The following is a 24307-nucleotide window of genomic DNA, read 5'->3' on the forward strand; positions in this document are numbered from 1 at the left end:
GCCACGGCCGCACGGGGCGCGCCGACTACGTGCCGGAGTGGCAACCACCTGCCCCAAGGGCAAACGTTGCCGGGAGGGGCGGGGGCAGGGAGTGCCCTGGACGAGGGCGGGCCGGCGAGAGCCGGGCCGGAGAGAGCGGGGCCGGAGAGAGCGGGGCCGGAGAGAGCGGGGCCGGAGAGAGCGGGGCCAGCGAGAGCCGGGCCGGAGAGAGCGGGACCGGAGGGGGCGCCGGCCGAAAGGGGTGGGCCGGGCGCGCGGGTTGTGCTGTAGTGGCGGCATGTCGGCTTCCGCCCTGTTCGCCTACGTTCTCGTCGCGTTGGCCGGTGTCATGACGCCCGGGCTCGACACCATGCTGATGCTGCGCCACACGCTCCTCGGCGGGCGGCGGGCCGGCTTCCGGGCGCTGGCCGGGATCAACCTCGGCTGCCTGGTCTGGGGCACGGCGAGCATCGCGGGCCTCACCGCGCTGCTGACGGCCTCCCGCATCGCCTATGACGTGGTTCGCGTCGTCGGCGCGGCCTACCTGATCTGGCTCGGCGCGTCCGCGCTGTGGAAGAGCTTCCGCCGCCACCAGCCAGCCCCGGAGATCAGCGTCGAACCGGGGCGTGGTGCGCTGCGCGCCGGGCTGGTGACGAACCTGCTCAACCCGAAGGTCGGCGTGTTCTACCTGAGCCTGCTGCCGCAGTTCCTGCCGGCGGGCCCAGGGCAGGCGGGCTGGGGCGCCCTGCTCGTCCTCATCCACGTGTCGATCGGCTGGCTGTGGATGAGCACCGTCCTGCTGCTGGCGGCCCAGGCGCGCCGGTTCCTGTTGCGGGACGCCGTGCGACGGTGGCTGGACCGTCTCACTGCGACAGTCCTCATCGGACTGGGGGTGCGGATCGCTACGGAGTCCCGCTGAGCGACAGGGCCATGTACTTCACGTCGAGGTACTCCTCGATGCCCTCGGCGCCGCCCTCGCGGCCGAACCCGGACGCCTTGACACCGCCGAAGGGCGCCGACGCGTTCGACACCAGCCCGGTGTTGAGCCCGACCATCCCGGTCGCCATCCGCTCCCCGACGCGGATCGCGCGGTCGAGGTCCCGCGTGAACACGTACGCCACCAGCCCGAACTCGGTGTCGTTGGCCAGCCGGACGGCCTCGTCCTCGTCCTCGAACGTGGTCACCGGCGCGACCGGCCCGAAGACCTCCTCGCGCAGGATGCGCGCGTCCGGCGGGACGTCGGTGAGCACTGTCGGCGCGTAGAAGAAGCCGTCGCCGTCCAGCGCCTTGCCGCCGGTGGTGGCGTGCGCGCCGCGGGACAACGCGTCCTCGACCAGCTCGACGACCTTGTCCCGCTGCTCGGCGCTGATCAGCGGCCCGACCTTCACGCCGTCCTCGGTGCCGTGCCCGACCTTCAGCGACGACATCGCCTCGGTCAGCTGCCGCGTGAACTCTCCGGCCACCGACGAGTGCACGTGGAACCGGTTGGCCGCCACGCACGATTCGCCGTTGTTGCGCATCTTCGCGGTGACCGCGCCCTTGACGGCCGCGTCGAGGTCCGCGTCCTCGAACATCAGGAACGGCGCGTTGCCGCCCAGTTCCATCGACATCCGCTGCAGGTTCGGCGCGCACTGCTCGACCAGCTTGCGCCCCACTTCGGTGGACCCGGTGAAGGACAGCTTCCGGATCCGCGGGTCGGCCAGCGCCGGGTTCACCACCCGGCTCGCCGACGTGCTCGGCAGCACGCTCAGCACACCGTCCGGCAGCCCGGCCTCCTTCAGCAGCCCGGCGAGGTTCAGCATCGACAACGGCGTCAGCTGCGCCGGCTTGACGATCATGGTGCAGCCCGCGGCGATGGCGGGCCCGATCTTGCGGGTGCCCATCGCCAGCGGGAAGTTCCACGGCGTGACCAGGATGCACGGACCCACCGAGTGCTTCGACACCAGCACGCGACCGCCACCGGCCGGGCTGCGCGCGTACCGCCCGTCGATGCGCACGGCCTCCTCCGAGAACCACCGGAAGAACTCCGCGGCGTAGGTGACTTCGGCTTTCGACTCCTCCAGGCTCTTGCCCATCTCCATCGTCATGAGCCGCGCCAGCTCGTCGGCGCGGTCGGTCATCAGCTGCCACGCGCGGCGCAGGATCTCGCCCCGCTCCCGCGGCGGCGTCGCGGCCCACTCCTCCTGCTTCGCGACGGCCGCCTCGATGGCTTCGCCGACGTCGGCGTCCTGCGCGTCGGAGACCTCGCAGAGCTGCTGCCCGGTCCCCGGGTCCTGCACACCGAAGCGGCTGCCGTCCGCGGCGTCGCGCCACTGACCGGCGAGGAAGATCTGACGCGGTGCTCCATCGAGGGTCATGTGGCGTGACTACCCGTGCGCTCCTCCTCGTATGCCTCCGGCAACCGCCGCATCCGGCGCAACGGCGAGCAGACCAGCCACAGCGCCGAAGCCGCCACCCCTGCGCCCGCCAGCCACAACGTTCCGCGCAGCCCGACCACGCTCGCCAGCACGCCGGCGAGCACGCTCCCGATCGGTCCCGGCGCGAAGTACAGGAACGAGGAGGTGGCCGCCACCCGGCCCTGCAGCCGCTCGGGCGTCACCGCCTGCCGGTAGCTGAGCTGGTGCACGTTGAGCACCACGATGCTCACGCCGGTCAGGAAGTTGCCGACGGGATACCACGCGAGGCCCCAGCCCGGCGTGGTCAACGGGATCATCAGGTACCCGACGCCCCACAGCAGGGCGCTGCTCCACATCAGCCGCGCCTCGCCGAACCGCCTGCCGAGCCGGCGCGCCACGGCCGAGCCGAGCACCGCTCCGGTGAGCCCGCCCGCCTGCAGCAGCCCGATCACGCCCGGCGACAGGTGCACCTCGCGCAGCAGGAACAGCGCCGCCACCGTGATCTGGAACTGCTGGCAAACGCTGACGCACACGTCGTGCGCTCCGATCGCGCGTAGCACCGGGTGCCGGAAGACGAACCGGAGCCCGTCGGCGATCTCGTGCCGCAGCGGCGCCCGCACCCGCGCCGGCGGCACCCGGTCCGGCGCGCGGATCCGCCGCAGCCAGGCCGCGGACCACAGGAAGCTCACCGCGTTCACACCGACCGCCGTCGCCCCGCCGAACAGCTGCACCAGCCACCCCGACAGGCCCGGCGCGGACACCGCCGCGACCGAGACGTTGGCCTGCAACCGCGCGTTGCCCTCCACCAGCTGCGAGCGCGCGACCAGGCTCGGCAGGTACGTCCGGTGCGCCACCTCGAAGAACACCGACAGCACCCCGGCCACCGCCACCACCGCGTACAGCTGCGGCATCGTGAGCGCGCCGAACGCCGCCGCGACCGGCACCGAGCCGAACGCGACCGCCCGCCCGAGGTCGGCCGCCACCAGCACCCGCCGCTTGCGCATGCGGTCCGTCCACGCGCCGACCTGCAACGCCAGCAGCAGGTACGCGAGCGTCTCCAGCGTCCGCAGCACGGACAGCTGGAACGCCGTGGCGTGCAGCGTGATCGCCGCCAGCAACGGCACCGCGAGCAGGTTGATCCGGTCGCCGAACTGGCTCAGCGCGTCGGCCAGCCACAGGTGCCGGAAATCCCCGTGCCGCAACAACCCCCATCGCATGTTCCCCCCTCGCTCCCGCGACCTGAACGACGTTAGCGAGGGGTACCGACAAAAACGGAGTGGCAGAGCCCGGACCCCCCGACAGGTCCGGGCTCTGCCACTCGAACGACCAGGTACTACCCGATGTCGCGCCGCTGAAAACGTGCCAGGCCCGTGGCAAGCGCGACCACCGCGATCCCGAGCAGCCACGCGAACGGCGCGACCGCGAAATCGGCGCTCGGCAGCTTCGGCACGTGCGTGAACGGCGAGACGTCGAGCAACAGCTGCGGCGCCTGCACGACCGGCCCGAACAGCGACAGCAGGAGGAACGCCGCCGCCACCCCCCACGCCGCCGTCGCGAACTTCGGCGCGAACCCGAACACCACCACGGCGATCCCGACGACCACCCACACCGCGGGCACCTGCGCGACCGTCGCGCCGAGCACCGCGGGCACCTGGCCGCTCACGTCGCCGACGCGCAACCCGTGCAGCAGTCCCGCGAACACCCCCGACACGACCAGCAGCAGTGCCGTCCCCAGCAGCGAAAACACCAGGTGGCTACCGGCCCACTGCAACCGGCGCACTCGGGTCGCCAGCAGCGGCTCCAGCCGCAGCGCGGTCTCCTCCGCGCGCATCCGCAGCGTCGCCTGCACCGCGTACATCGAGGCGACCATCCCGAAGATGCCGGCGATCGCGGCGAGGAACGTGTCGACCAGGCTCTGCGCGCCGCCCAGCCGCTCGAGCATCTGCTGGGCCTGCGCGCTCTCGCCGACGATGTCGCCGATGCCGGCGGCCAGCGAGCCGAACATGGCCCCCAGCACCGCGAAGCCGACGGTCCAGCCGATCAGCACGCCCTTGTGCAGCCGCCAGGCCAGCGCGAACGGCGACCGCAGCCCGGGCGCCGCCACCGGCGGGCCGGGACGAGCCGGGAAGATGCCCATTCCGACATCCCGCAGCGGCAGCAGCCGGTAGGCCACCGCCCCCAGCACGACGGCCACCGCGACCAGCAGCAGCGCGACGGCCCACCGGTCCCCGGCGAACGGCCGGATCTGCGTCGACCACCCGAGTGGCGACAGCCAGGACAGCCACGAGATGTCCGTGGCCGAGTCGCCGACCGCGCGCAGCAGGAACGCGACCCCGAGCACTGCGGAGGCGATGCCGTTCGCGGTGCGCGAGTACTCGGCGAGCTGGGCGGCGATGGCGGCGACCGCGGCGAACAGCAGCCCGGTCAGCGTGGTCCCGAGCCCGAACGCCACCGACCCGCCCGCGGGCAGTCCCGCGCCGATCAGGCCGAGCGCCACCAGCAGCCCGGTCCCCACCGCGCCGATGGCGGCGGTGATCAGCGCGGCCGTCAAGGCGGCGTAGCGCCCGGTCACGGTCGACGACAGCAGCTCCTGCCGCCCGGTGTCCTCCTCCTGGCGGGTGTGCCGCGTGACCGTGAAGATGCAGGCCAGCGCTGTGAACAGGGGCAGGAACACACCGAAGCGCCACGCCGTGAACCCGCCCGCGGTGGACAGGTCGAACGGCGGCCCGTAGAGCAGGGTGATCGACGGGTTCGCGCTCATCCCCGTCGTCAGCGACGCCCGGCTGGCCGCGTCCGGGTACAGCTGGTCGTAGGCGCCGGCGCTGCTCGCCGGCAGCACGCCGATCACCAGCGCCCAGAGCGGCAGCACGACCCGGTCCCGCCGCAGCGCGAGACGCACCAGGTGCCGGGTGCCCACCAGCGCGGTCACCGTGAGCTCGCTTCGGTCGTGTAGTGGCGCAGGAACAGCTCCTCCAGCGTCGGCGGCTGGCTGGTCAGGCTGCGCACGCCGACCTCGGTCAGCTTGCGCAGCACCTGGTCCAGCGACTGGGTCTCGACGTCGAAGCGGACCCGGTTGCCGTCGACCTTGAGGTCGTGCACCTCGGCCAGCGAGCCGAGCCCGTTCGGGTGGCCGGCGAGCTCCGCCACGATCGACGTGCGGGTCAGGTGCCGCAGTTCGCTCAGCGTGCCGGTCTCCACCGCGTGCCCGTTGCGGATGATGCTGACCCGGTCGCACAGCGCCTCGACCTCGGCGAGGATGTGGCTGGACAGCAGCACCGTGCGGCCCTTGTCGCGCTCCTCCTGGATCGCGTACTGGAAGGTGGCTTCCATCAACGGGTCGAGGCCGGAGGTCGGTTCGTCGAGGATCAGCAGCTCGACATCGGAGGACAGGGCCGCGACGATCGCGACCTTCTGCCGGTTGCCCTTGGAGTAGGTGCGGCCCTTCTTCTTCGGATCGAGGTCGAACCGCTCGATCAGCTCGTCACGGCGGCGCTTGTCGAGTCCGCCGCGCAGCCGCCCGAGCAGGTCGATGACCTCGCCGCCGGACAGATTGGGCCAGAGGTTGACGTCTCCGGGGACGTAGGCGAGCCGGTGGTGCAGGCTCGCGGCGTCGCGCCAGGGGTCGCCGCCGAGCAGGCGGACGGTGCCCCGGTCCGCGCGCAGCAGACCGAGCAGGACGCGGATGGTGGTCGACTTCCCGGCCCCGTTCGGGCCGAGGAAGCCGTGCACTTCTCCGGTCTTGACCTGCAGGTTCAGGTCGTCGAGGGCCTTGGTCGCACCGAACGACTTGTGCAGGCCCTCGATGGAGATGGCGTTGTCCATGCGGCCGAAGCTACAGTGATTTCACAAAGTTGTGAAGTTAGGAAAACGTATAGATTGGCTGAAGCGCTGGACGAGTGAGGGAGGATGATCTCCATGCGGGACGAAGAGGCGGTTCGCCGGTACGTCGAGCGGCTGGCTCTCGTGCTCAATCAGCTCGGCATCCAGCGCATGGCCGCGCGCGTGTTCGCCGCGCTCGTGGTCACCGACGACAGCCGGCTCACCGCGGCGGAGCTGGCGGAGAACCTGCAGGTCAGCCCGGCGGCGGTGTCCGGGGCGGTGCGCTACCTGGAGCAGGTGGGGCTGGTCGAGCGGGAGCGGGAGCCCGGGTCGCGGCGCGACCACTTCCGGGTGCTCGACAACATGTGGTACGCCAGCATGCGCAAGCGCGACCGCTTCGTGGAGATGTGGCGGGACGCGGCCGAGGAGGGCATCGACGCGGTGGGGGCCGACACCCCGGCCGGCAGGCGGCTCGCCGACATGCGCGACTTCCTGTCGTTCATCATCAGGGAGCTGCCGCTGCTGTTCGAGCGCTGGGAGAAGGAGCGGGCGAGCCGCTAGGGCAGGACGGCCTTGACGAGCTTGCGCGCCAGCGTCGTCGGGTCCCCGGCCTCGGTGTCCCAGTGCCGCAGGAACCCTTGCTGGAAGGCGGCGCCCAGCAACAGCGTCGCGATCGCGTCGGGGTCCGATGTGGACGGCAGGCGGCCCAGGTCCCGTTCCGCGCGGAGGTAGTTCGCCAGCCGGGTCACGGGGGTGCGCGGCCCGGCGCCGTGCTCGTGGATCGCGGCGCGGTGGGCCGCCAGCAGTTCCCGCGAGGAGAACAGGGAAGCGCCGATCGGGAAGCTCTCGGTGTAGAAGTCGATCGCCGTGCTGGTGATCCGGACCAGGTTGCCGCGCACCGTGTGACGTCCGGGCGTGAGGTCGCCGAGCACCGCGTTCAGCCCGGGCAGCTGCGAGGTCATCACGCCGAGGAAGATCTCGGTCTTGTCCGCGAAGTGCTTGTACAGCGCCGCTTCCGAAAACCCGGCGGCGCGGGCGATCTCCTTGGTGGTGGCGCGCGCGTAGCCCTGCTCGCGCATCACCTCCGCGGCCGCGGCCAGGATCTTCTCCCGAGTTCCCATGCGTCCTCAGCGTTCTCTCAGTGCTCGCTTGACGGTTAGTGAGTACTCACCCACCATAGCAGGTGAGTGAACACTAACCAGGGAGGAAGCATGAAGCTGACGGTGTTCGGCGCGACCGGCGGGACGGGTGTGGAGGTCGTGCGGCAGGCGCTCGCCGCGGGTCACCAGGTGACGGCGGTGGTGCGTGATCCGGCGCGGCTGGACGTGCCGGCGCAGGCGCGGCTGGAGGTCGTGACCGCGGACGTGTTCGACGCGGATTCGCTGGTGCCCGCCATCACCGGCCGCGAGGCCGTGCTGTCCGCGCTGGGCCCCCGCGACCGGGGGCCGAGCGTGATCTGCCGGGACGGGACGAGCGCCATCATGACCGCGATGGCCGCGGCCGGCGTGCGACGGCTGGTCGTGGTGAGCAACAGCGGCATGCACCGCGAGGGGGACGGGTGGTTCACGCGTCTGGTGGTCAAGCCGCTGCTGATCCGCATGCTGCGCGAGGGGTACGCCGACATGGGCGAGATGGAGCGCCGGGTGATCGAGTCCGGGCTCGAGTGGACGATCGTGCGCCCGCCGAAGCTCAACGACGGCCGTCACACCGGCCGCATCGCGAGCGAGACCAGGGGAAACGTGCGCGGCAGCTTCAGCATCTCCCGCGCGGACCTGGCCGACTACGTGCTGCGCGCGGCCGCGGATCCGGAGCTGACGAGGATGGCCGTGTCGATCGCCAAGGGCTAATGTGAACGGGTGTCAACTTCACGTGCTGCCCTGACTCTCGCGGTCACCGTCGGGCTCGCCCCGGTGCTGGTCGCCCAGGGCCTGCACGTGCGCCGGACGACACCGCGGCTGCCGGGCGCGTCCGGACCGCTGAGGGGCTCGGCGCACGGGCCGGACCCGTTGCGGTTGCTGGTGATCGGCGAGTCCACTGTGGATGGCGTCGGCGCGGAGACGCACGAGGAGGCGCTGACCGGGCAGCTGGCCGCGGCGCTGGCCCGCAGGCTGGGGCGCGGGATCGACTGGCGCGTGGCCGGGCGGACGGGCGCCAACGCGCGCACCGTCCGGACGGAGCTGCTCGGCGAGGCGTGCCGGGAACGGGCGGACCTGGTCGTGGTGGCGCTCGGGGTGAACGACACCATCGAGATGCGCTCACCCGCCCGCTACCGGCGCGACCTGCTGGAACTGGTGGTGACGGCGCGGGCGCTCGGGCCGGTCCCGGTGCTGCTGGCCGGCGTCCCGCCGCTCGCCGCGTTCCCGTCGCTGCCGCAGCCGTTGCGCCTCGTGCTGGGCCTGCGGGGTGAGGCGCTGGACGCGGCGGCGGCGACGCTCGCGGGGCTGCCGGGTGTCACCCACTGCCCGGTGCCGCGTGAGGTGGTCGACCCGGAGCTGTTCGCGGCGGACGGGTTCCACCCCGGACCGGCCGGCTACCGGCTGTGGGCGGACAAGCTGGCGGAGGCCGTCGCATTGGGCTGATCGGGTGAAACCAGCCGCCGCCGACCAGGTGCTTTGGAAAAACTTCTGTCGCTGTGTATCTGGCGAGGACCTCCCCGCGTCATAGGGGGCGTTGGCTGGTTGCACACCGACTGGAGGAACGCATGAGCTCTCCCCGGCCCTTCGCCGAGGAAATCCGCGCCGTGCGCGATTCCCTTGCCACGATGGGGGATCCGTGGCAGGCGGGGGAGACGGTGCTCAGCCGGCTGGCGGGCGAGTCGCGCAGGGTGCGACTGGGGGTGCCGGCCCCGAGCGCGGCCGAAGTGGAAGCCCGGGCCGAGTTGCCGGGGCGGATGCTCGAGGTCGCGCTCGGGGCCGCCGGCCAGCCGTGCACCGCGCTGCACGCGCCGGGCAGCACGCTGCCCGCCAAGTTCGACCTCCGCGACGTGTGCGGCCGCAGCTACGTCACGCCGGTGAAGGACCAGGGGGAATCGGGGTCCTGCAGCGCGTTCGGCACCATCGCGGCGCTCGAGGGGACCGCCGCGTACACGCGCCGCAACACCGGCATGCGGCTCGACCTGTCGGAGGCGCACCTGTTCTTCGGGTTCGCGCCGGGACACCGCAAGCCGGGTGACACCGGGTCCTGGCCGGACGACCTGATGGGGGACTGCGCGTCCAAGGGAGTCACCTTCGAGGACTACTGGCCCTACTCGGACGAGGGCACCGGCGCGCTGCACCCGAACTGGGTGAACCGCGTCGCGCGTGCGGAAGGCGTCGTCGACCTGACCCAGGACCCGGCCGCGATCAAGCACCACATCTACGGCTACGGCCCGGTCACCGCGTGCATGGTGATCTACGACGACTTCTTCCACTACACCGGCGGCATCTACCGCGCCACCACGACCGAGAGCAACGGCGGGCACTGCGTCGCGCTCATCGGCTGGGACGACGAGCAGAACTGCTGGATCGGCAAGAACTCCTGGGGCACCGACTGGGGCGAGGGCGGGTTCTTCCGGATCGCCTACGGCGAGGCCTTCATCGAGGACTACCCGGAACCGCGGCCGACGACCCTCGGCTGCACCGGGGTCACCCTGCGCGCGTGGCTACCGCCGCAGCGCGCGCTGCGCCTGTTCTCGGCCGGTGCCGGTGAATGGGTGTGCCTGGAGCAGCTGGGCTGGGTCCGGCTCGCGGGGGACGCCGCGGGCGTGAGCCGTCAGCTCGCGCTGCTCGCCGAGGCTCGGGCGGGCGGGCATCCCGTCAGCCCGTTCCTCGACCAGGGCGTGCTGACCAAGGTTGCCACCACCTACTGATGGGGAGCGAAGCATGACCACGAGCAAGAGCGAGACGCCGGACACCGGCCCGCAGGACGACCCGAACGCCGAACTCGCCGAACTGACCAGGGAGACGCCCGGCTCCGACGGCCCGGCCGGCGTCTACGACCCGAATACGCCGCCGCCGACGGGGGTTTACGACCCGAACACGCCGCCGCCGACGGGGGTTTACGACCCCAATACGCCGCCGCCGACGGGGGTCTACGACCCGAACACGCCGCCGCCGACGGGGGTTTACGACCCCAATACGCCGCCGCCGACCGGTGTCTACGACCCCAATACGCCGCCGCCGACCGGTGTCTACGACCCCAACACGCCGCCGCCGACCGGTGTCTACGACCCCAACACGCCGCCCCCGAGCGGGGTCTACGACCCGAACACCCCGCCGAACGGCAACGGCACGCCGGCCCACCCCGCGCCGCAGGCGCAGGGTGTCTGGGTGCACAACCGGCAGGTCGCGCGGCTGTGGTCGACGAGCGCCAACCCGGGCGTCTGGGTGGACATCGCGGGCCTGGGCTGGAAGCGGCTCGCCGCCACCGCGGACGGGCGCAGCTCCCTGACAACGCTGGCACTGCTGGCCCGCAACCACGGGCTGCCGGTGTCCTTCCACGAGAACGCCGCCGGGCAGATCGACCAGATCCTGGTCTGACGACGGCACGCAGACCGGCGGTGGCCGGCAGCCGAGGGGGCCGCCGGCCACCGCCACCCTGGGGAGCTTCCAGTGACACAGATCCGGCTCGCGCAGGCGGATTCGGGGGAGACGGCGCGGCTCCACGTGGGGGACACGGTGGAGCTGCGCCTGCCGGAGGTCCGCGCGTCGGGTTACCGGTGGCGCTGGCGGTTGCCGGACGCGGTCCGCGTGGTGGCGGACGAGCACGTCCGGTCCAGGGAGGTGGCCCACGGGGAGGGGCCACCGGGCGAGGGGGGTGTGCGCCGGCTGGCGCTCGACGTCGTCGAGCCCGGCCGGCACCTGCTCCAGGCGGAGCTGGCGCGGCCGTGGGAGGTGGAGCCGCGCCGCTCCGTCACGTTCGTGCTCGCCGTGACTGCTCCAAACGAGTGATGTTGTGTATCTGGCGTCCGCCTTCGTGCTCTGCACGGTGACGGAGCCGGAGATACTGCCTAGCGCTGACCCGAGGAGAACCACGCGAAGTGGGGGCGAACGCGGTGACGGAAGCGAGGACCGCCGAGGCGGATCCGTCCTGGGAGGGACTCCGCGGACCGGAGCTGTTCGAGGCGTGCCTGGCCGCGGCGCGGGCGGGGGACAAACGCGCGCTGAACCGGCTGGTCGCCGAGCTGACCCCGCTGGTGTGGAACGTGGCGCGCGGCCAGGGGCTGGACAGCCACTCGGCCGAGGACGTGGTGCAGACCGTGTGGCTGGCGCTGGTCAGCCACCTCGACCGGCTGCGTGAGCCGAAGGCGCTCGCCGGCTGGCTGGTCGTCACCGCCCGGCACGAATCGCAGCGTGTGCGCGGGCGGAAACCGCCGCCGGTGCCGTTGACCGACGAACTGGCCGAGACCGTGGCGAGCACCGAGCCCGCGCCCGAGGCCGAGGTGCTGCGCACCGAGCGTGACCAGCGGCTCTGGCGTGCCTTCCGCAGGCTTCCGCAGCGGTGCCAGGAACTGCTGCGGCTCACCGTGCTCGCCGGTCGCGCCGAGTACCGGCTCGTCGCCGAAGCGCTGCAGATGCCGCGCGGCAGCATCGGACCCAACCGCGGCCGCTGCCTGAAGACGATGCGCGAACTGCTGGACATCGAAGGGGGCAGCGTATGAACGACAATCTGCCAGGGGGTGGGGCGCACCCCGGCGACGAAGACCTGCTGGCCGATCTGGGCCGGGTGCTGGCCGCGGTCGACCCGCCCCCGGACGGCCTGGTGGAGCGCGTGCAGTTCGCCCTCGAACTGGAGAACCTCGACTTCGAGATCGCCCAGTGGGAGCGGGCCGACCCGGCGCTGGCCGGCGTCCGCAGCATCACCGACGAGGGCACGATCACGTTCACGGTCAGCGATCTCACGGTGATGATCAACCTGACCAGGGTCGGGCACTGCCACCGCATCGACGGCTGGCTGGTGCCCGCCGCCGCGCACGGGGTCGAGGTGCGGGTGGCCGAGCACGGCTCGTCGTCGACGGTGGCCGACGAGGGCGGCCGGTTCGTGCTCGACGACGTGCCGCGCGGCACCACGCAGATCGTGATCTCGGTCGGCGGGGCCAGCAGCCGCCGCACCGTCGTCACGCCCGCGGTCGTCCTCTGACCGGCTGCTCCCCCCGGCCCGCGGATGTGCTCAGATAGACCACGTGTCAGCTCAGCGTGAGTCCCGGCGTGCGCTGGGCCGGGCATCGGCGCTGCGCGGGCGGGCGGCGGACGCGGCGGGCAACTTCCGCAACGTGGAGGCGGTGCGGCTGTTCAACCGCGCGTTGCGGGTGCTCGCGGACGGGCCGGACGACGTCGAGTGGATCACCCTGCGGGCACGGGTCCTGCTCGGCCTCGCGATGTCGGAGGCCGAGACCGGTTCGGCGGCGGCCGGCCTGCGCCACCTCGACGACGCCCTGCGGCTGACCGATCGGCTGCCGCCCGGGCCGCCACAGCGGGTCCTGCGTGCGCTGGTCGGCGCCCAGCGCGCGCTGGTGCTCGGCCGGATCGGCCGGTTGTCCGAAGCGCTGGCGCTGTTCGACGAGATCCTGCCGGTGCTGGAAAACGAGGCCGCCGACAACGCGCTGTCGCTGACCCGCAACCTGATGAACCGCGCCAACATCAACGTCGAGCTGCAGCGGCCCGCGGCGGCGCTGGCGGACCTGCGCCGCTGCCTCGAACTGGCCACCGAGCACGGCCTGACCCGGCTGGAGGGCAAGGTCCGGCACCTGCTGGGCGAGCAGGGGCAGCTCCTCGGCGACATCCCCGGCGCGTTGCGGCACTACGAGCAGGCCGCGCGGATCTACGAGGACGCCGCTCCCGGCTGGCTCGCCCGGCTGCGCGTCGACCAGGCCAGGGCGCTGCTCGTCGCCGGTCTGGCCGAGGACGCGGCGCGGCACCTCGACGAGGTGCTGCCCGAGCTGTATGCGACCCGCAACGTGCAGGACATCGCCGAGGCCGAGGTCGCCCGCGCCGCGGCCGCGATCCTCGACAACGACCACGGCCGGGCCCGCGAGCTGGCCGAGCTCGCGCGGCGGCGGTTCCTCCGGCGCGGCAACGAACGCTGGGCCGCGGTCGCCGCGCTGACCCGGCTGCGTGCCGACGCCACCGAGGTCCTCGGCGGCACGCGCCGCCCGCCGGCGCGGCTCGTCACGGGTCTCACCGGGCACGCCGACCGCCTCGCGGAACTGGGGCTGCGGGACGAAGCGGCGGTGGCCCGGCTGCTCGCGGTGCGGCTGCTGCTCCGCCGTGGGGACGTCGGCGCGGCCGAGGAGCTGCTCGCGCGGGTGCCGAGGCCGCGCCGCACCACGCCCATCGACCACGTCATGCTGCTCCGGCTGTGCCGGGCCGAACTCGCCGTGGCGACGGGCCGTCCGCGTGCGGCGCTGGCGCAGGCGCGCAGCGGCTTCGCCGAGCTGAGCCGCGTGCGCGACCGGATGGGCGGGCTGGACCTGGTGTGCGGGACCGCGGTGCACGGCCAGGAGCTGGGCCGTCTCGCGGTGGGGCTGGTGCTCGGCACGACCCGCGGCCACGCCGGCGCGCGCAGGCTGTTCGCCTGGCAGGAGCGGACGCGCGCGCAGGTCTACCGGTACGAGCCGCTGCCCGCGATCGACGATCCGGTGCTCGCCCGGCTCATCACCGAGATGCGGCAGGTGCAGCGGCTCGCGCAGCAGAACCGCCTCGACGGCAGGCCGGTGGCGGCGCTGGAGCAGCGCTACACCCGGCTGCAGCGGGAGGCTGGCCGCCTCGGCTGGTACACCAGCCCGTGGGGCAGGCCGCGCCCGGTCAGCTCACCCGAGGAGGTGGCCACCGAGCTGGGCGACCGCGTGCTTGTCAGCCTGATCGGCCAGGACGGCGAGCTGTCCGCGGTGGTCGTGCGGGACGGCCGGTTCCGGCTGGTGCGGCTGGGCGGGCTGGACGAGGTCGTGGAGATCACCAAGCAGCTGCACGCCGACCTGAACGCGCTGGCCCCGGACCACCTGCCGCCGCCACTGGTCGCGGCCGTCACGGCGTCCGCGGAGAAGCGCGCCCGGCTGCTCGACGAGCGGGTGGTGCGGCCGCTCGCGGACGCGATCGGCGACCGGGAGCTGGTGATCGTGCCGACGGGGCCGCTGTACGCGCTGCCGTGGCCGGCGCTGCCGTCGTTGCGTGGCCGTCCGCTGTCGATCGCGCCGTCGGCGACCGCGTGGGTGACCGCGATGCGCCGCGAGCTGATCGACCCGGTCGTGCTGGTCGGCGGGCCGGACGTGCCCGGCGCGATCGGCGAGGTGCGGCAGCTGCGCGCGGTCTACCCGTCGGCGACGCTGGTCGACGGCCCGGCGGCGACCAGTTCGGCGGTGCTGGAAGCGCTCGACGGGTCGGGCCTGGCGCACCTGGTCGCGCACGGCGCGCACGAACCGGCGAACGCGTTGTTCTCGCGGCTGGAACTGGTCGACGGGCCGCTGTTCGCGCACGAGACCGCGCGGCTGCGGCGCCCGCCGGATCGGGTGGTGCTGGCCTCGTGCGAGCTGGCGATGAGCCACATCCGGCCCGGCGAGGAGGCGCTGGGGTTCGCCGGCGCGCTGCTGGCGAGCGGGTCCCGCACGATCGTGGGTGCGATCGCGCGGGTGGGCGACCGGGCGGCGGCGGAGGCGATGACCGACCTGCACCAGCGGCTCGCGTCCGGGATCTCCCCGGCGCTGGCGCTGGCGCACGCGACCGCCGCCGATCCGCTGCGCCGCCCGTTCCTCTGCCTCGGCGCCGGTTAGCGCTCGGCGGCCTTGACCAGCTTCGCGGACAGGAACTTGATCGCCCCCGCGAGCGCGGCGCGCACGACCGGCCCGGTGCCGGGGATCTTCTCCTGGAACGACCCGCGCCAGGTCAGCCGCGTGCCGGTGCCGTTGGGCTCGAAGGTCACCTCGCCGCGGTAGTCGCGAACCGGCGCCGGCTCGGCGAAGGTGTAGACGTGGCGGCGGTCCTGCTCGTACTCGAGCGTCTCCTCACGCATGAGCAGCGGCCACGCGCCGACGGCCCGGATCGCGCCCACCCCGCCTGCCGGATCGGCCCACCGGTCCCAGCGGGACACGACGATGAGCGGTTTCGCCCAGTCGGACCAGCGGGCGCCGTCGGTCTCCAGCCGGAAGAGGGTCGCGGGCGGCGCGCTGCTGGTGCGGGTGACCTCGAAGGAGAACGTCCTGGCGGGCATCGGTGACCTTTCCGCTCGGGTAGGGGTTACCGAGCAGTAAACCAGGGGCTTACCGGATGCGGGGGGCCTGACCTTGGGGTTTCATGGATTCATGGGCATCGACTTCAACGAGATCAAGAAAAAGGCGCAAGAGGCGCTCGGCCACAACGCCGGCAAGATCGAACAAGGCCTGGACAAGGCGAGCGGCTTCGCCAAGTCGAAGTTCGGCCAGCACTCCAGCAAGATCGACAACGTCACGTCGAAGGCGAAGGACTTCCTGCACAAGCAGTCCGGCGGCGGGCACGGCGAGCCCGGTCCGCAGGGCGGCCCCGGACCGGCCGGACCCCAGACCGGACCCCAGAGCGGACCCGAGACCGGACCCCAGAGCGGCCCGACCGGACCGACGGGACCGACCAGCCAGCCGTAACCGTTACGGCACCTCGCCGATGGCGGTGTCCTCGGTGAGGGAAGTGATGCGGCCGCCGCGCTCGCCGAGCGCACGCAGGCCGTCCCGGGCGTCCGGCGCGCCCAGAGCGACGCGGACGCCCGACAGCGTGGCCTGCCTGGCGGCCGCAAGCGCTTGCGCGCCCTGGTGACCCGAGTCGATGCTGACGGCGAGGCCGCCGGTCGAGGCCAGCGACCCGCGCAGGGCGCCCAGCCGGCCGAGGGCTTCGTCGATCACCGGCAGCAGCGCTTCGCGGTTGCCCTCGGTCATCGCGCGCACCAGCGCCGGCCGGGTGGCGGCCACGCGGGTGCCGTCGGTGTAGGAGCCGGCGGCCAGCGCCATCGCGACCGGCCCGCCGTCCGCCCCCACGGCCGCGAGAACCGCGGCCAGCAGGTGCGGCAGGTGGGAGATCCGGGCGACCGCCTCGTCGTGCGTGGCCGCGGTCAGCGGAACCACGTGCGAGCCGAGGTCGATCGCCAGCCGGGCCACCTCGGCCCACGCGCCGAGATCGGTGTCGTCCTCGACGCACACCACCCACGCCGCGCCGCCGAACAGCGCGGCGTTGCCGGCCCGCCAGCCGGACTCGGCGGTGCCCGCCATCGGGTGCCCGCCGACATATCGGGCGTTCGGCGCGAACGCCCGCGCGGCCGTCAGCACACCCGTCTTCACGCTGGTCACGTCGGTGAGCAGGCACGACGGCGCGCACACGTCGACCGTCCGCAGCACCTCCTCGACGGCGGTCAGCGGCACGGCCAGCACCACCAGCGCGTCCCGGTCGGCGGCCCGCCGCAGCGCGGCTTCCACGTCGGTCGAGGCGTCGAACCCGTCGGCGGCCGCCGCCTCGGCGTCGGCCGCCGAAGTCGTCGCGCCCCACACCTCGCGCCCCACCGCCGCGGCCGCGCGCAGCACCGAGCCGCCGATCAACCCGAGCCCGATCACGCATACGTCTCGCACGGGGCGTCATCCTGCCAGGGCGTCGAGGGCGAAGGCCGCGTACATCGCGACACCCGCCGGGAAAGCGCCTTCGTGGTGGCGCACGCGGTTGGAGTGGTTGGTCGGCGCCTCCGCCGGGTCGACCTCCGGCGGGCACGCGCCGAGGAACGCGAACGCGCCCGGAACCCGCTGCAGCACGTACGAGAAGTCCTCGGCACCCATGATCGGGTCGGCCATCAGCTCCGCGCGGCCGAGCACGCGCTGGGCGAGGTCCAGCACCCGCAGCGCCTGGTCCGGGTCGTTCACGGTGACCGGGTAGCCGGGCTCGATGTCGGCCAGCACGCGGCAGCCGTGCGCCTCGCCGACCGCTTCGCACACCTTCGGCAGCTCGGCCTTCACCAGCGCGCGGGTGGACTCGGACAGCGTGCGGATCGTGCCCGCGACCTCCGCTGTCTCCGGGATGATGTTGGTCGTCGTACCGGCCTGGATGCGGGTCACCGACACCACCGCCGGGTCGAACACGCTGACCCGCCGCGTCACCATCGTCTGCAGGGCGCCGACCATCGCCGCGGCCGCCGGCACCGGGTCGATCGCGTTGTGCGGGCTGGACCCGTGCCCGCCCTTGCCGGTGACCTGGACCGTGAACGTGTCGTTCGAGGCCATCAGCGGTCCCGGCCGAGTGGTGATCAGCCCGGACTCGACGTGGGACAGCAGGTGGATGCCGAAGGCCTTCTCGGCCCGCGAGCCGGCGGCGTCCAGCACGCCTTCGTGGATCATGTGCCGCGCGCCGTGGTAGCCCTCCTCGCCCGGCTGGAACATGAACACGACCGACCCGGCCAGCTCGTGCCGGTGGGCCGCGAGCAGCCGCGCGGCGGAGGCGAGCATCGCGGTGTGGCCGTCGTGGCCGCACGCGTGCATGGCCCCGTCCACTTCGGAGGCGAACTCCAGCCCGGTGTCCTCCTGCAGCGGCAGCGCGTCCATGTCCCCGCGCAGCAGCACCGCGGGCCCATCCTGCGCGCCGCGCAGCACGGCGGTCAGCGCGGAGGTCGACTTCCCCTCGACGATCTCCAGCGGGAGGCCCTCCAGCGCCCGCCGGACGGCGGCCTGCGTGTGCGGCAGGTGGAGGCCCTGCTCCGGCCTCCGGTGGATCTCACGGCGCAGCGCGACGGTGGCCGGTTGCAGAGCCTCGGCCTCGGAGAGCAACGCGGCGAGCCGGGTGTCCGGCAAAGGGGGCAACTCCGTGGGTCCCGTCATCTTCCGATCCTCGCAGAGCGACTGCACCGATGATCCGTCCAGGTATACGGTGTGCGCTATGTCGGTGAAGGAGCCGGTTGCGGGATTCGCGGTGGCCGTGGTCCGGGAGGACGGCAAGTGGCGCTGCAGCGCGCTCGACGCCGGCGCACTCACGGGGTTGGACGCCGCCATCACCGAGCTGGCCAAGTTGCGGTCCACCGGGGCCGTGTTCGGCCTGCTCGCGGTGGACGACGAGTTCTTCGTGATCGTGCGGCCGAGCCCGCGCGGACCGTCCCTGCTGCTCTCGGACGCGGCGGCGGCGCTGGACTACGACATCGCCGCCGACGTGCTCGACGTGCTGCGGGTCGATCCGCCGGACGAGGAGGACGACTCCATCTGGCCGGAGGGCGACCTCGACATCCTCGCCGACGTCGGCCTGCCCGGGCCCGAGCTCGAGGTGATCGCGGGCGAGGTCGACCTCTACCCGGACGAGCAGCTGCAGATGATCGCGCAGCGCTGCGGGTTCGGTGGCGAGTTCACCGCGCTGCTCGACGAGATCTGACGTGTCCGACGCCGACCTGGTGTCCGTGGCGCTGGCCGCGGCGCGGGAGGCCGGCCCGGACGTGCCGATCGGCGCCGCCGTGTTCGCACCCGACGGCCGCCTGCTCGCCAGCGCCCACAACGCCCGCGAGGAGCTGGGCGACCCGACGGCGCACGCCGAGGTCATCGCGCTGCGGGAGGCGGCCCGCGAGTTCGGCGACGGCTGGCGGCTGGACGGCTGCACGCTCGCGGTGACGGTCGAGCCGTGCACGATGTGCGCCGGGGCGCTGGTGCTCGCGCGCGTGGCCCGGGTCGTGTTCGGGGCGTGGGAGCCGCGCACCGGGGCGGTCGGTTCGCTGTGGGACGTGGTGCGCGACCGGCGGCTCAACCACCGGCCGGAGGTGCGCGGCGGGGTCCTGGAGGCCGAGTGCGCCGCGCTGCTCGCCGAGTTCTTCACCGGTCACCGGGACGTGTGACGCCGCGCGAGGCGGGGTAGCCCTCAGTCGACCGCGTCGAAGGAGGGTCGATGAACGTCGTGAAGAACCGGATGACGAGCCGGTCCCGCCAGGCCAAGGGCGGGGCGCGGGAGCTGTTCGGCCGCCTCACCGGCAACCGCCGCCACCAGAGCGCCGGTCGTGCCGAGCGGATCCGCGGTGTCGTGCGCGAGACGACGACCGAGGTGGCGGACTGGGCGGCCACCGCCGCGCGGGACGCGCAGCGCCGCTTCCGCTCCAGGTGAGGAGTGCCTGCAAGCCGCTCTTGGGCGTCTAGTAACCTAGTCGGCGGTAGCGTGTCCGAGCGGCCGAAGGAGCACGACTCGAAATCGTGTGACGGTTGACCCCGTCCGTGGGTTCAAATCCCACCGCTACCGCCGGATCGAACGCCGGGTCTCCCCAGGGAGGCCCGGCGTTCGTCGTTTCCGCTACCGCACGTCCACGGTGGTCTCGGCCGCGGCGGCGCCGTTCGCGGACAGGGTCAGGGTGGCGGTGCCGAAGGTGACGTCGAGGACCTTCGCCGCCCAGATCGGGTTCGGGCAGGCAGGCACGGGTCCGACGCCCACCGCTGTGCTCGTGAGCTGGAAGGCGGACCGCCCGTGGTGCGGGGTCTGCTGCCGCCCGCTGGTAGCCGTGACCTCGACCTCGGTGTCCTGCCCGGTGACCCGGTGCCCGGCCGGGTTGACGCACTCCACCCAGGCGGTGCCGGTCGCCTTGGCGGTGATCTCGAAGGTCGTGCCGCCGAGGCCGGCCACCTCGCCGGTGCACTCGAAGCCGGCGCCGGTGTCGCTGCAGGCCGCGCTGCCGGTGACGAAGTGACCGTTGTCCGCCTGCGCCGGCGCGGCGAGCGCCGCGACGGCGAGCGCGCCCGCGAGGACGCCGAGCATCCGCCTCATCTGCTTGCCTTTCGGAATGGTCGGGGAGCCCAGTCTCGGCTCGCCCGGCCCCCGGCGGCAGCGCGCTCACGCGGACGGGTGGCACGGTTCGCCCGCTGGAGTGCCCGCAGACGATCCGTACCGGCCGCTCCCCGCCTGCGGGAACAGCCCGCCGGCGTGCGCGGGATCCGCCAGCGCCAGGTCGTAGGTTCACCCTCTTGGTCACTTCTTCTGCTGGGGGTACCCGATGAGACTGCTCAACGTCCGCACCCTGTCCGCGGCGGCGGCTGTCGCGGCCGCCGGCGTGCTGGTGCCGGCCGGCACCGCGGCCGCCATGCCCGACCCGCCGGGCGACAGCTGGGACCACACCTTCACGGCCCCCGGCGTCACCGTCTACGTCGAGGAGTACGGCGACCGGATCTCCGTCTGCGACAGCGCGGCGAACGGCTCCAGCGCGCAGGTCAACGTCTGGGCTGACGGCGGGTGGCGTTACAAGGCCGTCGCCAGTGGCGGTTTCGGGAGCTGCGTGACGCACTCGGCGAGCGAGGGCGGTGCCTACAACCTGCCGGAGGGCGCGTTCATCGAGCTCTACTACAAGGGCGTCAGCACCGGTTACGCAACCAGGAGCACGTACGTCAACGACCACTGAGGCACCCTCCGTAGGTCGTAGGCCGGGCGGACGAACCGTTACCGGTTGTTGCCGCTGAGTCTTCCTTCGTCTCACCTCATAGAGGGAAGATGCCTCGACTGTTGATCAGACGAGGGGACTCAGGGTGACGACCAGTCGAAGAATCGGCGTGCTCGCCGCTGCTGCTCTGGCGGGCGCGACCGTCGCCGCCGCACCCGCGTCGGCGGCGAGCCAGGACGTCGTGATCGCCGAGGTCTACGGCGGTGGTGGCAACAGCGGCGCCACGCTGACCAGCGACTTCATCGAGATCGCCACGGTGGGCGGCAGCTTCGCCCTGGACGGCTGGAGCGTGCAGTACCTGCCCGGCTCGCCCAGCGCGTCGAGCAGGTGGCAGGTGACCGCGCTGACCGGCTCCGTCGCGGCGGGCGGCCGGTACCTGGTAGCCGAGGCCACCGGATCGGGTGGCACGGTCTCGCTGCCCACCGCCGACGCCGCCGGATCGATCTCGATGGCCGCGGGGTCCGGCACGGTCGCCCTCGTCCAGGGCACCACTGCCCTCACCTGCCTCACCGCGGCCGACTGCGCCGCCGACCCGCGGGTCCGCGACCTCGTCGGATACGGCTCGGCGACCGTCCGCGAAGGCAGCCCGGCGCCCGCGCCGAGCAACACCACCTCGGTCGCGCGCGCGACGCTGACCGACACCGACAACAACTCCACCGACTTCGCGGCAGGCGCCCCGACCCCGGTCAACACCAAGGGCGAGACCACCGGCGGCGACGCGGGCGGCACCCCGGCCAAGATCCACGACATCCAGGGCACGACCCGGCTGTCGCCCCTGGCAGGCAAGAAGGTCACCGACGTGACCGGGGTCGTCACCGCGCTGCGCACCTTCGGCTCCGCGCGCGGGTTCTGGATGACCGATCCGCGGCCCGACGCCGACCCGCGCACCAGCGAGGGCGTGCTGGTGTTCACCGGCTCGACCACGCCCGCGGTGGCCGTCGGCGACGCGGTCACGGTGTCCGGCACCGTCGCCGAGTACTACCCGGACAGCCAGACCGGCTCGATCTACCAGTCCACTACCGAGATCACTGGTCCGAAGTGGACTGTTCAGTCGAGTGGCAACCCGCTGCCGGCCGCGACCGCGATCACGCCGGCCACCGTGCCCGGCACCCTCGCCCCGAACGCCGGCGGCAACACCGAAGCCCTGCCGCTGGAGCCGGCGAAGTACTCGCTGGACTTCTGGGAGTCGCACGAGGGCGAGGTCGTCAGCGTGCAGGACGTCCGCGTGGTCGGGCCGTCCACCGAGTACTACGAGCTGTACGTGACCACCAAGCCGCGGGAGAACCGGACCGACCGCGGCGGCACGATCTACACCGGCTACGACAGCCCGAACACCGGCATCCTCAAGATCGAGTCGCTGATCCCGTTCGCGCAGCGCCCGTTCCCGCAGGCGAACACCGGCGACACGCTGACCGGCCTCACCGCGGGCCCGGTCGAGTACGACAGCTTCGGCGGGTACACGCTGCAGGCCACCACACTGGGCGAGGTCAAGGACGGCGGCATCCAGCGCGAGGTGACGCGCAAGCAGTCGCCGAGCGAGCTGGCCGTGGCCACCTACAACGTCGAGAACCTGTCCGCCGTGGACGACCAGGCCAAGTTCGACCAGCTGGCGCGCGGCGTCGTGGAGAACCTGGCGTCACCGGACATCGTGACGCTGGAGGAGATCCAGGACAACAACGGCCCCGAGGGCGAGGGCGACGGCGTGGTGGCCGCCGACCAGACGCTGAAGCGGTTCACCGACGCGATCGCCGCCGCGGGCGGGCCGCGTTACGAGTGGCGGCAGATCGACCCGCAGGACCTCACCGACGGCGGCGAGCCGGGCGGCAACATCCGCGTCGGGTTCCTGTTCAACCCGCGCCGGGTGTCCTTCGTGGACCGTCCGGGCGGCGACGCGACCACCGCGGTGTCCGTGGTGAAGGAGCGCGGCAAGCCGCACCTGTCGGTGTCGCCGGGGCGTGTCGACCCGGGCAACCCGGCGTGGGCGAACAGCCGCAAGCCGCTGGCCGGGGAGTTCGTCTTCCACGGCCACACGGTGTTCGTGATCGCCAACCACTTCAACTCGAAGGGCGGCGACCAGCCGACGCACGGCCGGTACCAGCCGCCGACGCGGAGTTCGGAGGTGCAGCGCGGGCAGCAGGCGCAGGTGCTGCGCGGGTTCGTCGACGAGCTGCTGAAGGCGGATCCCTTGGCGGACGTCATCGTGGCCGGCGACCTGAACGACTACCAGTTCTCGCCCGCGCTGAAGACGCTCACCGCGGGCGGCGCGCTGACCGACCAGATCGACCGGCTGCCCGCCGACGAGCGGTACAGCTACGTCTACGAGGGCAACTCGCAGGTGCTGGACCACATCCTGACCTCGCGGGCGCTGTGGTGGGTCGACTACGACGTGGTGCACATCAACGCCGAGTTCGCCGAGCAGGCGAGCGACCACGACCCGCAGATCATCCGGTACCGCCCGACCCTCTGACGCCGGGGCCGCCGTCGCCCTCCCGGGCGGCGGCGGTCAGCGGTGTAGCTGGCGGGCCCGGCGTTGGGCGGCGCGGGCGGCCTGCAGCATCGCCTCGGCCAGGTCCGACGGCTTCACGTGCTCGAAGAGGGCGGAGTTGATCGCGACTTCGAGGACCTCCCCGTTGCCGGCGACCCCGACCTCGACCAGACCCCAGTCGTCCTGGGCGGTGACGACCTGCTGGGCGGCCTGACGCCGCCGGGCGGCCTGGCGCTCCTCCACGGCCTCGGACTGGGTGGTCAACTCGCGGTTCACCGGATCCTCTTCCTCTCACCTGGCTGCTACGACGTGACCGACTCCCCACCGGTTCCGTGGGGAACCAACCACAGGCGCGCAACGTCGGAAAGATCATGAACTGGGTACGCGCGACCGTCGACCACCTCTCCCGCCGCGAGGTCTCACCCGTGGTGCCGGCGACCCTGCGCGGCGACCTGAGCTGGGCGCGGGCGTACGTCCGCCGCGAGATGCCGAAGCCGGACACCCCGGAGCCGGAGAGCTGGCTCCGCCCGGCGAACTAGGAAGTGTCCTGTAAGTCATCGGAGCCAGAGGATGATGGCGGCGATGGTGAGTTCGGCTTGGTAGTAGGCGGCGCGTTTGGCGTAGCGGGTGGCTAGGTCGCGGAACTGTTTGAGCCGGTTGAGCGATGCCGTCGAGCAGTGGCAGTTGTGGGTTGTCGCCGGCGTGGCCGCCGGTGAGCAGCACCCGCATCGGCAGCCCGCGGCCATCGACGGCGAGGTGGATTGTGGTGCTCAGTCCTCCGCGGGAGCGTCCGAGTCCTTTCCCGTCGACCGCGAGCGCCTCGACGCCGGGGGCGCAGCCCCCCTTTTTTCCGGGCGCCAGCAGAATGCTGGTGCGCCCGGACCACGCTCGAATCAACCGAGATGACCCACGCGACCTCGCCGACCGAGGTGTCCTTGACGATCGCCTCGTCCAGGATCTTCTGCCAGGTGCCGTCGGCGGTCCACAACCGCAACCGCTCGTGCGCGGTCTTCCACGGCCCATACTGTTCGGGCAGGTCACGCCACGGAGCGCCGGTGCGTAGCTTCCACAGAATCGCGTCGAGCACCTGCCGGTGATCCCGCCACCGCCGACCCCGACCCGACACCGGCAACAACGGCTCGATCCGAGCCCACGCCCGATCCATCACCTCACCCCGACCCAAGATCAAACCAGAACCGCAGCTAGATCAATTACAGGACGCGAACTAGTCGCAGCGCTCGGCAGAGTGGGCGCCGGCCAC

General features: G+C 72.6%; 28 protein-coding genes and 1 tRNA gene. 18 read left to right on the forward strand and 11 right to left on the reverse strand.

Annotation, left to right across the window (positions count from 1 at the left end):
• The first annotated feature begins 277 nt into the window (after positions 1–277).
• The gene (locus AMY39116_RS43275; RefSeq protein ID WP_020419461.1) at positions 278–898 is read left to right on the forward strand and encodes a LysE family translocator; all 621 of its coding nucleotides are present in this window, start codon (positions 278–280) and stop codon (positions 896–898) included.
• On the opposite strand, the gene AMY39116_RS0320240 is transcribed toward AMY39116_RS43275, so the two are convergent.
• The 4 genes from AMY39116_RS0320240 to AMY39116_RS0320255 all read right to left on the reverse strand — a co-directional run bounded on the left by AMY39116_RS0320240 (position 882) and on the right by AMY39116_RS0320255 (position 6197).
• Positions 882–2336: an NAD-dependent succinate-semialdehyde dehydrogenase gene (locus tag AMY39116_RS0320240; protein WP_020419462.1), complete on the reverse strand. Its 1455-nt coding sequence runs from the start codon at positions 2334–2336 to the stop codon at positions 882–884. The two genes, AMY39116_RS43275 and AMY39116_RS0320240, sit on opposite strands and share 17 nt — an antisense overlap.
• Complete coding sequence (locus AMY39116_RS0320245) at positions 2333–3592, reverse strand: MFS transporter (RefSeq protein WP_027936084.1); 1260 nt, start codon at positions 3590–3592, stop codon at positions 2333–2335. The genes AMY39116_RS0320240 and AMY39116_RS0320245 overlap by 4 nt, the downstream gene beginning before the upstream one ends.
• A gap of 116 nt (positions 3593–3708) precedes the next feature.
• Positions 3709–5304, reverse strand: coding sequence for an ABC transporter permease (locus AMY39116_RS0320250; protein ID WP_020419464.1), 1596 nt, complete (start codon positions 5302–5304; stop codon positions 3709–3711).
• Positions 5301–6197 (reverse strand): ABC transporter ATP-binding protein, encoded by an 897-nt coding sequence (locus AMY39116_RS0320255; RefSeq protein WP_020419465.1) that lies wholly within the window; start codon positions 6195–6197, stop codon positions 5301–5303. Before AMY39116_RS0320255 ends, AMY39116_RS0320250 begins: the two co-directional genes overlap by 4 nt.
• 84 nt (positions 6198–6281) lie before the next feature.
• Here AMY39116_RS0320255 and AMY39116_RS0320260 point away from each other — a divergent pair, with 84 nt between their 5' ends.
• Positions 6282–6755, forward strand: a complete 474-nt coding sequence (locus AMY39116_RS0320260) for a GbsR/MarR family transcriptional regulator (protein WP_027936085.1) — start codon at positions 6282–6284, stop codon at positions 6753–6755.
• On the opposite strand, the gene AMY39116_RS0320265 is transcribed toward AMY39116_RS0320260, so the two are convergent.
• Complete coding sequence (locus AMY39116_RS0320265) at positions 6752–7315, reverse strand: TetR/AcrR family transcriptional regulator (RefSeq protein ID WP_020419467.1); 564 nt, start codon at positions 7313–7315, stop codon at positions 6752–6754. The two genes, AMY39116_RS0320260 and AMY39116_RS0320265, sit on opposite strands and share 4 nt — an antisense overlap.
• A gap of 90 nt (positions 7316–7405) precedes the next feature.
• On the opposite strand from AMY39116_RS0320265, the gene AMY39116_RS0320270 reads away from it, so the two are divergent.
• The 8 genes from AMY39116_RS0320270 to AMY39116_RS0320310 all read left to right on the forward strand — a co-directional run bounded on the left by AMY39116_RS0320270 (position 7406) and on the right by AMY39116_RS0320310 (position 14937).
• Positions 7406–8041, forward strand: coding sequence for an NAD(P)-dependent oxidoreductase (locus AMY39116_RS0320270; protein WP_020419468.1), 636 nt, complete (start codon positions 7406–7408; stop codon positions 8039–8041).
• Positions 8042–8050: 9 nt separating this feature from the next.
• Complete coding sequence (locus tag AMY39116_RS43280) at positions 8051–8773, forward strand: SGNH/GDSL hydrolase family protein (protein ID WP_157358632.1); 723 nt, start codon at positions 8051–8053, stop codon at positions 8771–8773.
• Positions 8774–8895: 122 nt separating this feature from the next.
• Positions 8896–10041, forward strand: a complete 1146-nt coding sequence (locus AMY39116_RS0320285; RefSeq protein ID WP_027936086.1) for a C1 family peptidase — start codon at positions 8896–8898, stop codon at positions 10039–10041.
• A 13-nt stretch (positions 10042–10054) separates the two neighbouring features.
• Complete coding sequence (locus AMY39116_RS0320290) at positions 10055–10711, forward strand: hypothetical protein (protein ID WP_020419471.1); 657 nt, start codon at positions 10055–10057, stop codon at positions 10709–10711.
• Positions 10712–10783: 72 nt separating this feature from the next.
• Complete coding sequence (locus AMY39116_RS0320295; protein WP_020419472.1) at positions 10784–11122, forward strand: protease inhibitor I42 family protein; 339 nt, start codon at positions 10784–10786, stop codon at positions 11120–11122.
• A 104-nt stretch (positions 11123–11226) separates the two neighbouring features.
• Positions 11227–11832, forward strand: coding sequence for an RNA polymerase sigma factor (locus AMY39116_RS0320300; RefSeq protein WP_027936087.1), 606 nt, complete (start codon positions 11227–11229; stop codon positions 11830–11832).
• Positions 11829–12311, forward strand: a complete 483-nt coding sequence (locus AMY39116_RS0320305; RefSeq protein WP_020419474.1) for a hypothetical protein — start codon at positions 11829–11831, stop codon at positions 12309–12311. Before AMY39116_RS0320300 ends, AMY39116_RS0320305 begins: the two co-directional genes overlap by 4 nt.
• 43 nt (positions 12312–12354) lie before the next feature.
• A complete protein-coding gene (locus AMY39116_RS0320310) occupies positions 12355–14937 on the forward strand; it encodes a CHAT domain-containing protein (protein ID WP_020419475.1) in 2583 nt (860 codons plus the stop codon).
• On the opposite strand, the gene AMY39116_RS0320315 is transcribed toward AMY39116_RS0320310, so the two are convergent.
• Positions 14934–15374 (reverse strand): SRPBCC family protein, encoded by a 441-nt coding sequence (locus AMY39116_RS0320315; protein ID WP_020419476.1) that lies wholly within the window; start codon positions 15372–15374, stop codon positions 14934–14936. The genes AMY39116_RS0320310 and AMY39116_RS0320315 overlap by 4 nt on opposite strands.
• A 91-nt stretch (positions 15375–15465) precedes the next feature.
• Between AMY39116_RS0320315 and AMY39116_RS46225 the strand changes: the two genes are divergently transcribed.
• Positions 15466–15780: an antitoxin gene (locus tag AMY39116_RS46225; RefSeq protein ID WP_020419477.1), complete on the forward strand. Its 315-nt coding sequence runs from the start codon at positions 15466–15468 to the stop codon at positions 15778–15780.
• Positions 15781–15783: 3 nt separating this feature from the next.
• Here AMY39116_RS46225 and AMY39116_RS0320325 read toward each other — a convergent pair whose 3' ends face one another.
• On the reverse strand, positions 15784–16737 hold the full coding sequence (locus tag AMY39116_RS0320325) for a prephenate dehydrogenase (protein WP_020419478.1): 954 nt from the start codon (positions 16735–16737) through the stop codon (positions 15784–15786).
• 21 nt (positions 16738–16758) lie between these two features.
• Positions 16759–17985 carry a M20 family metallopeptidase gene (locus AMY39116_RS0320330; protein WP_027936089.1) on the reverse strand — a complete coding sequence of 409 codons (1227 nt, stop codon included), beginning with the start codon at positions 17983–17985 and terminating at the stop codon, positions 16759–16761.
• A 58-nt stretch (positions 17986–18043) separates the two neighbouring features.
• On the opposite strand from AMY39116_RS0320330, the gene AMY39116_RS0320335 reads away from it, so the two are divergent.
• The 4 genes from AMY39116_RS0320335 (at position 18044) to AMY39116_RS0320350 (ending at position 19375) form a co-directional block, all read left to right on the forward strand.
• A complete protein-coding gene (locus AMY39116_RS0320335; RefSeq protein ID WP_020419480.1) occupies positions 18044–18526 on the forward strand; it encodes a tRNA adenosine deaminase-associated protein in 483 nt (160 codons plus the stop codon).
• Between the two features lies 1 nt (position 18527).
• Positions 18528–18980 carry a nucleoside deaminase gene (locus AMY39116_RS0320340; RefSeq protein WP_020419481.1) on the forward strand — a complete coding sequence of 151 codons (453 nt, stop codon included), beginning with the start codon at positions 18528–18530 and terminating at the stop codon, positions 18978–18980.
• A gap of 50 nt (positions 18981–19030) precedes the next feature.
• On the forward strand, positions 19031–19243 hold the full coding sequence (locus AMY39116_RS0320345; RefSeq protein ID WP_020419482.1) for a CsbD family protein: 213 nt from the start codon (positions 19031–19033) through the stop codon (positions 19241–19243).
• Positions 19244–19288: 45 nt separating this feature from the next.
• Positions 19289–19375 (forward strand) — tRNA-Ser (locus AMY39116_RS0320350).
• Positions 19376–19426: 51 nt separating this feature from the next.
• On the opposite strand, the gene AMY39116_RS0320355 is transcribed toward AMY39116_RS0320350, so the two are convergent.
• Positions 19427–19894, reverse strand: a complete 468-nt coding sequence (locus tag AMY39116_RS0320355) for a hypothetical protein (RefSeq protein WP_235716178.1) — start codon at positions 19892–19894, stop codon at positions 19427–19429.
• 226 nt (positions 19895–20120) lie between these two features.
• Here AMY39116_RS0320355 and AMY39116_RS0320360 point away from each other — a divergent pair, with 226 nt between their 5' ends.
• On the forward strand, positions 20121–20522 hold the full coding sequence (locus AMY39116_RS0320360) for a hypothetical protein (RefSeq protein ID WP_020419484.1): 402 nt from the start codon (positions 20121–20123) through the stop codon (positions 20520–20522).
• Positions 20523–20646: 124 nt separating this feature from the next.
• Entirely contained in the window at positions 20647–23028 is a 2382-nt protein-coding gene (locus tag AMY39116_RS0320365; RefSeq protein ID WP_304413083.1) for an endonuclease/exonuclease/phosphatase family protein, read from the forward strand.
• Between the two features lie 36 nt (positions 23029–23064).
• On the opposite strand, the gene AMY39116_RS0320370 is transcribed toward AMY39116_RS0320365, so the two are convergent.
• Positions 23065–23322 carry a YbaB/EbfC family nucleoid-associated protein gene (locus tag AMY39116_RS0320370; RefSeq protein WP_020419486.1) on the reverse strand — a complete coding sequence of 86 codons (258 nt, stop codon included), beginning with the start codon at positions 23320–23322 and terminating at the stop codon, positions 23065–23067.
• A 95-nt stretch (positions 23323–23417) separates the two neighbouring features.
• Between AMY39116_RS0320370 and AMY39116_RS46845 the strand changes: the two genes are divergently transcribed.
• On the forward strand, positions 23418–23585 hold the full coding sequence (locus AMY39116_RS46845; protein WP_020419487.1) for a hypothetical protein: 168 nt from the start codon (positions 23418–23420) through the stop codon (positions 23583–23585).
• Between the two features lie 92 nt (positions 23586–23677).
• Here the strand turns inward: AMY39116_RS46845 and AMY39116_RS45560 are convergent, their stop codons facing one another.
• Entirely contained in the window at positions 23678–24211 is a 534-nt protein-coding gene (locus AMY39116_RS45560; RefSeq protein WP_369794330.1) for an IS5 family transposase, read from the reverse strand.
• Positions 24212–24307: the final 96 nt, after the last annotated feature.

Source organism: Amycolatopsis sp. ATCC 39116 (genome assembly GCF_000231075.2).
GTDB classification, from domain to species: Bacteria; Actinomycetota; Actinomycetes; order Mycobacteriales; family Pseudonocardiaceae; genus Amycolatopsis_E; species Amycolatopsis_E tucumanensis.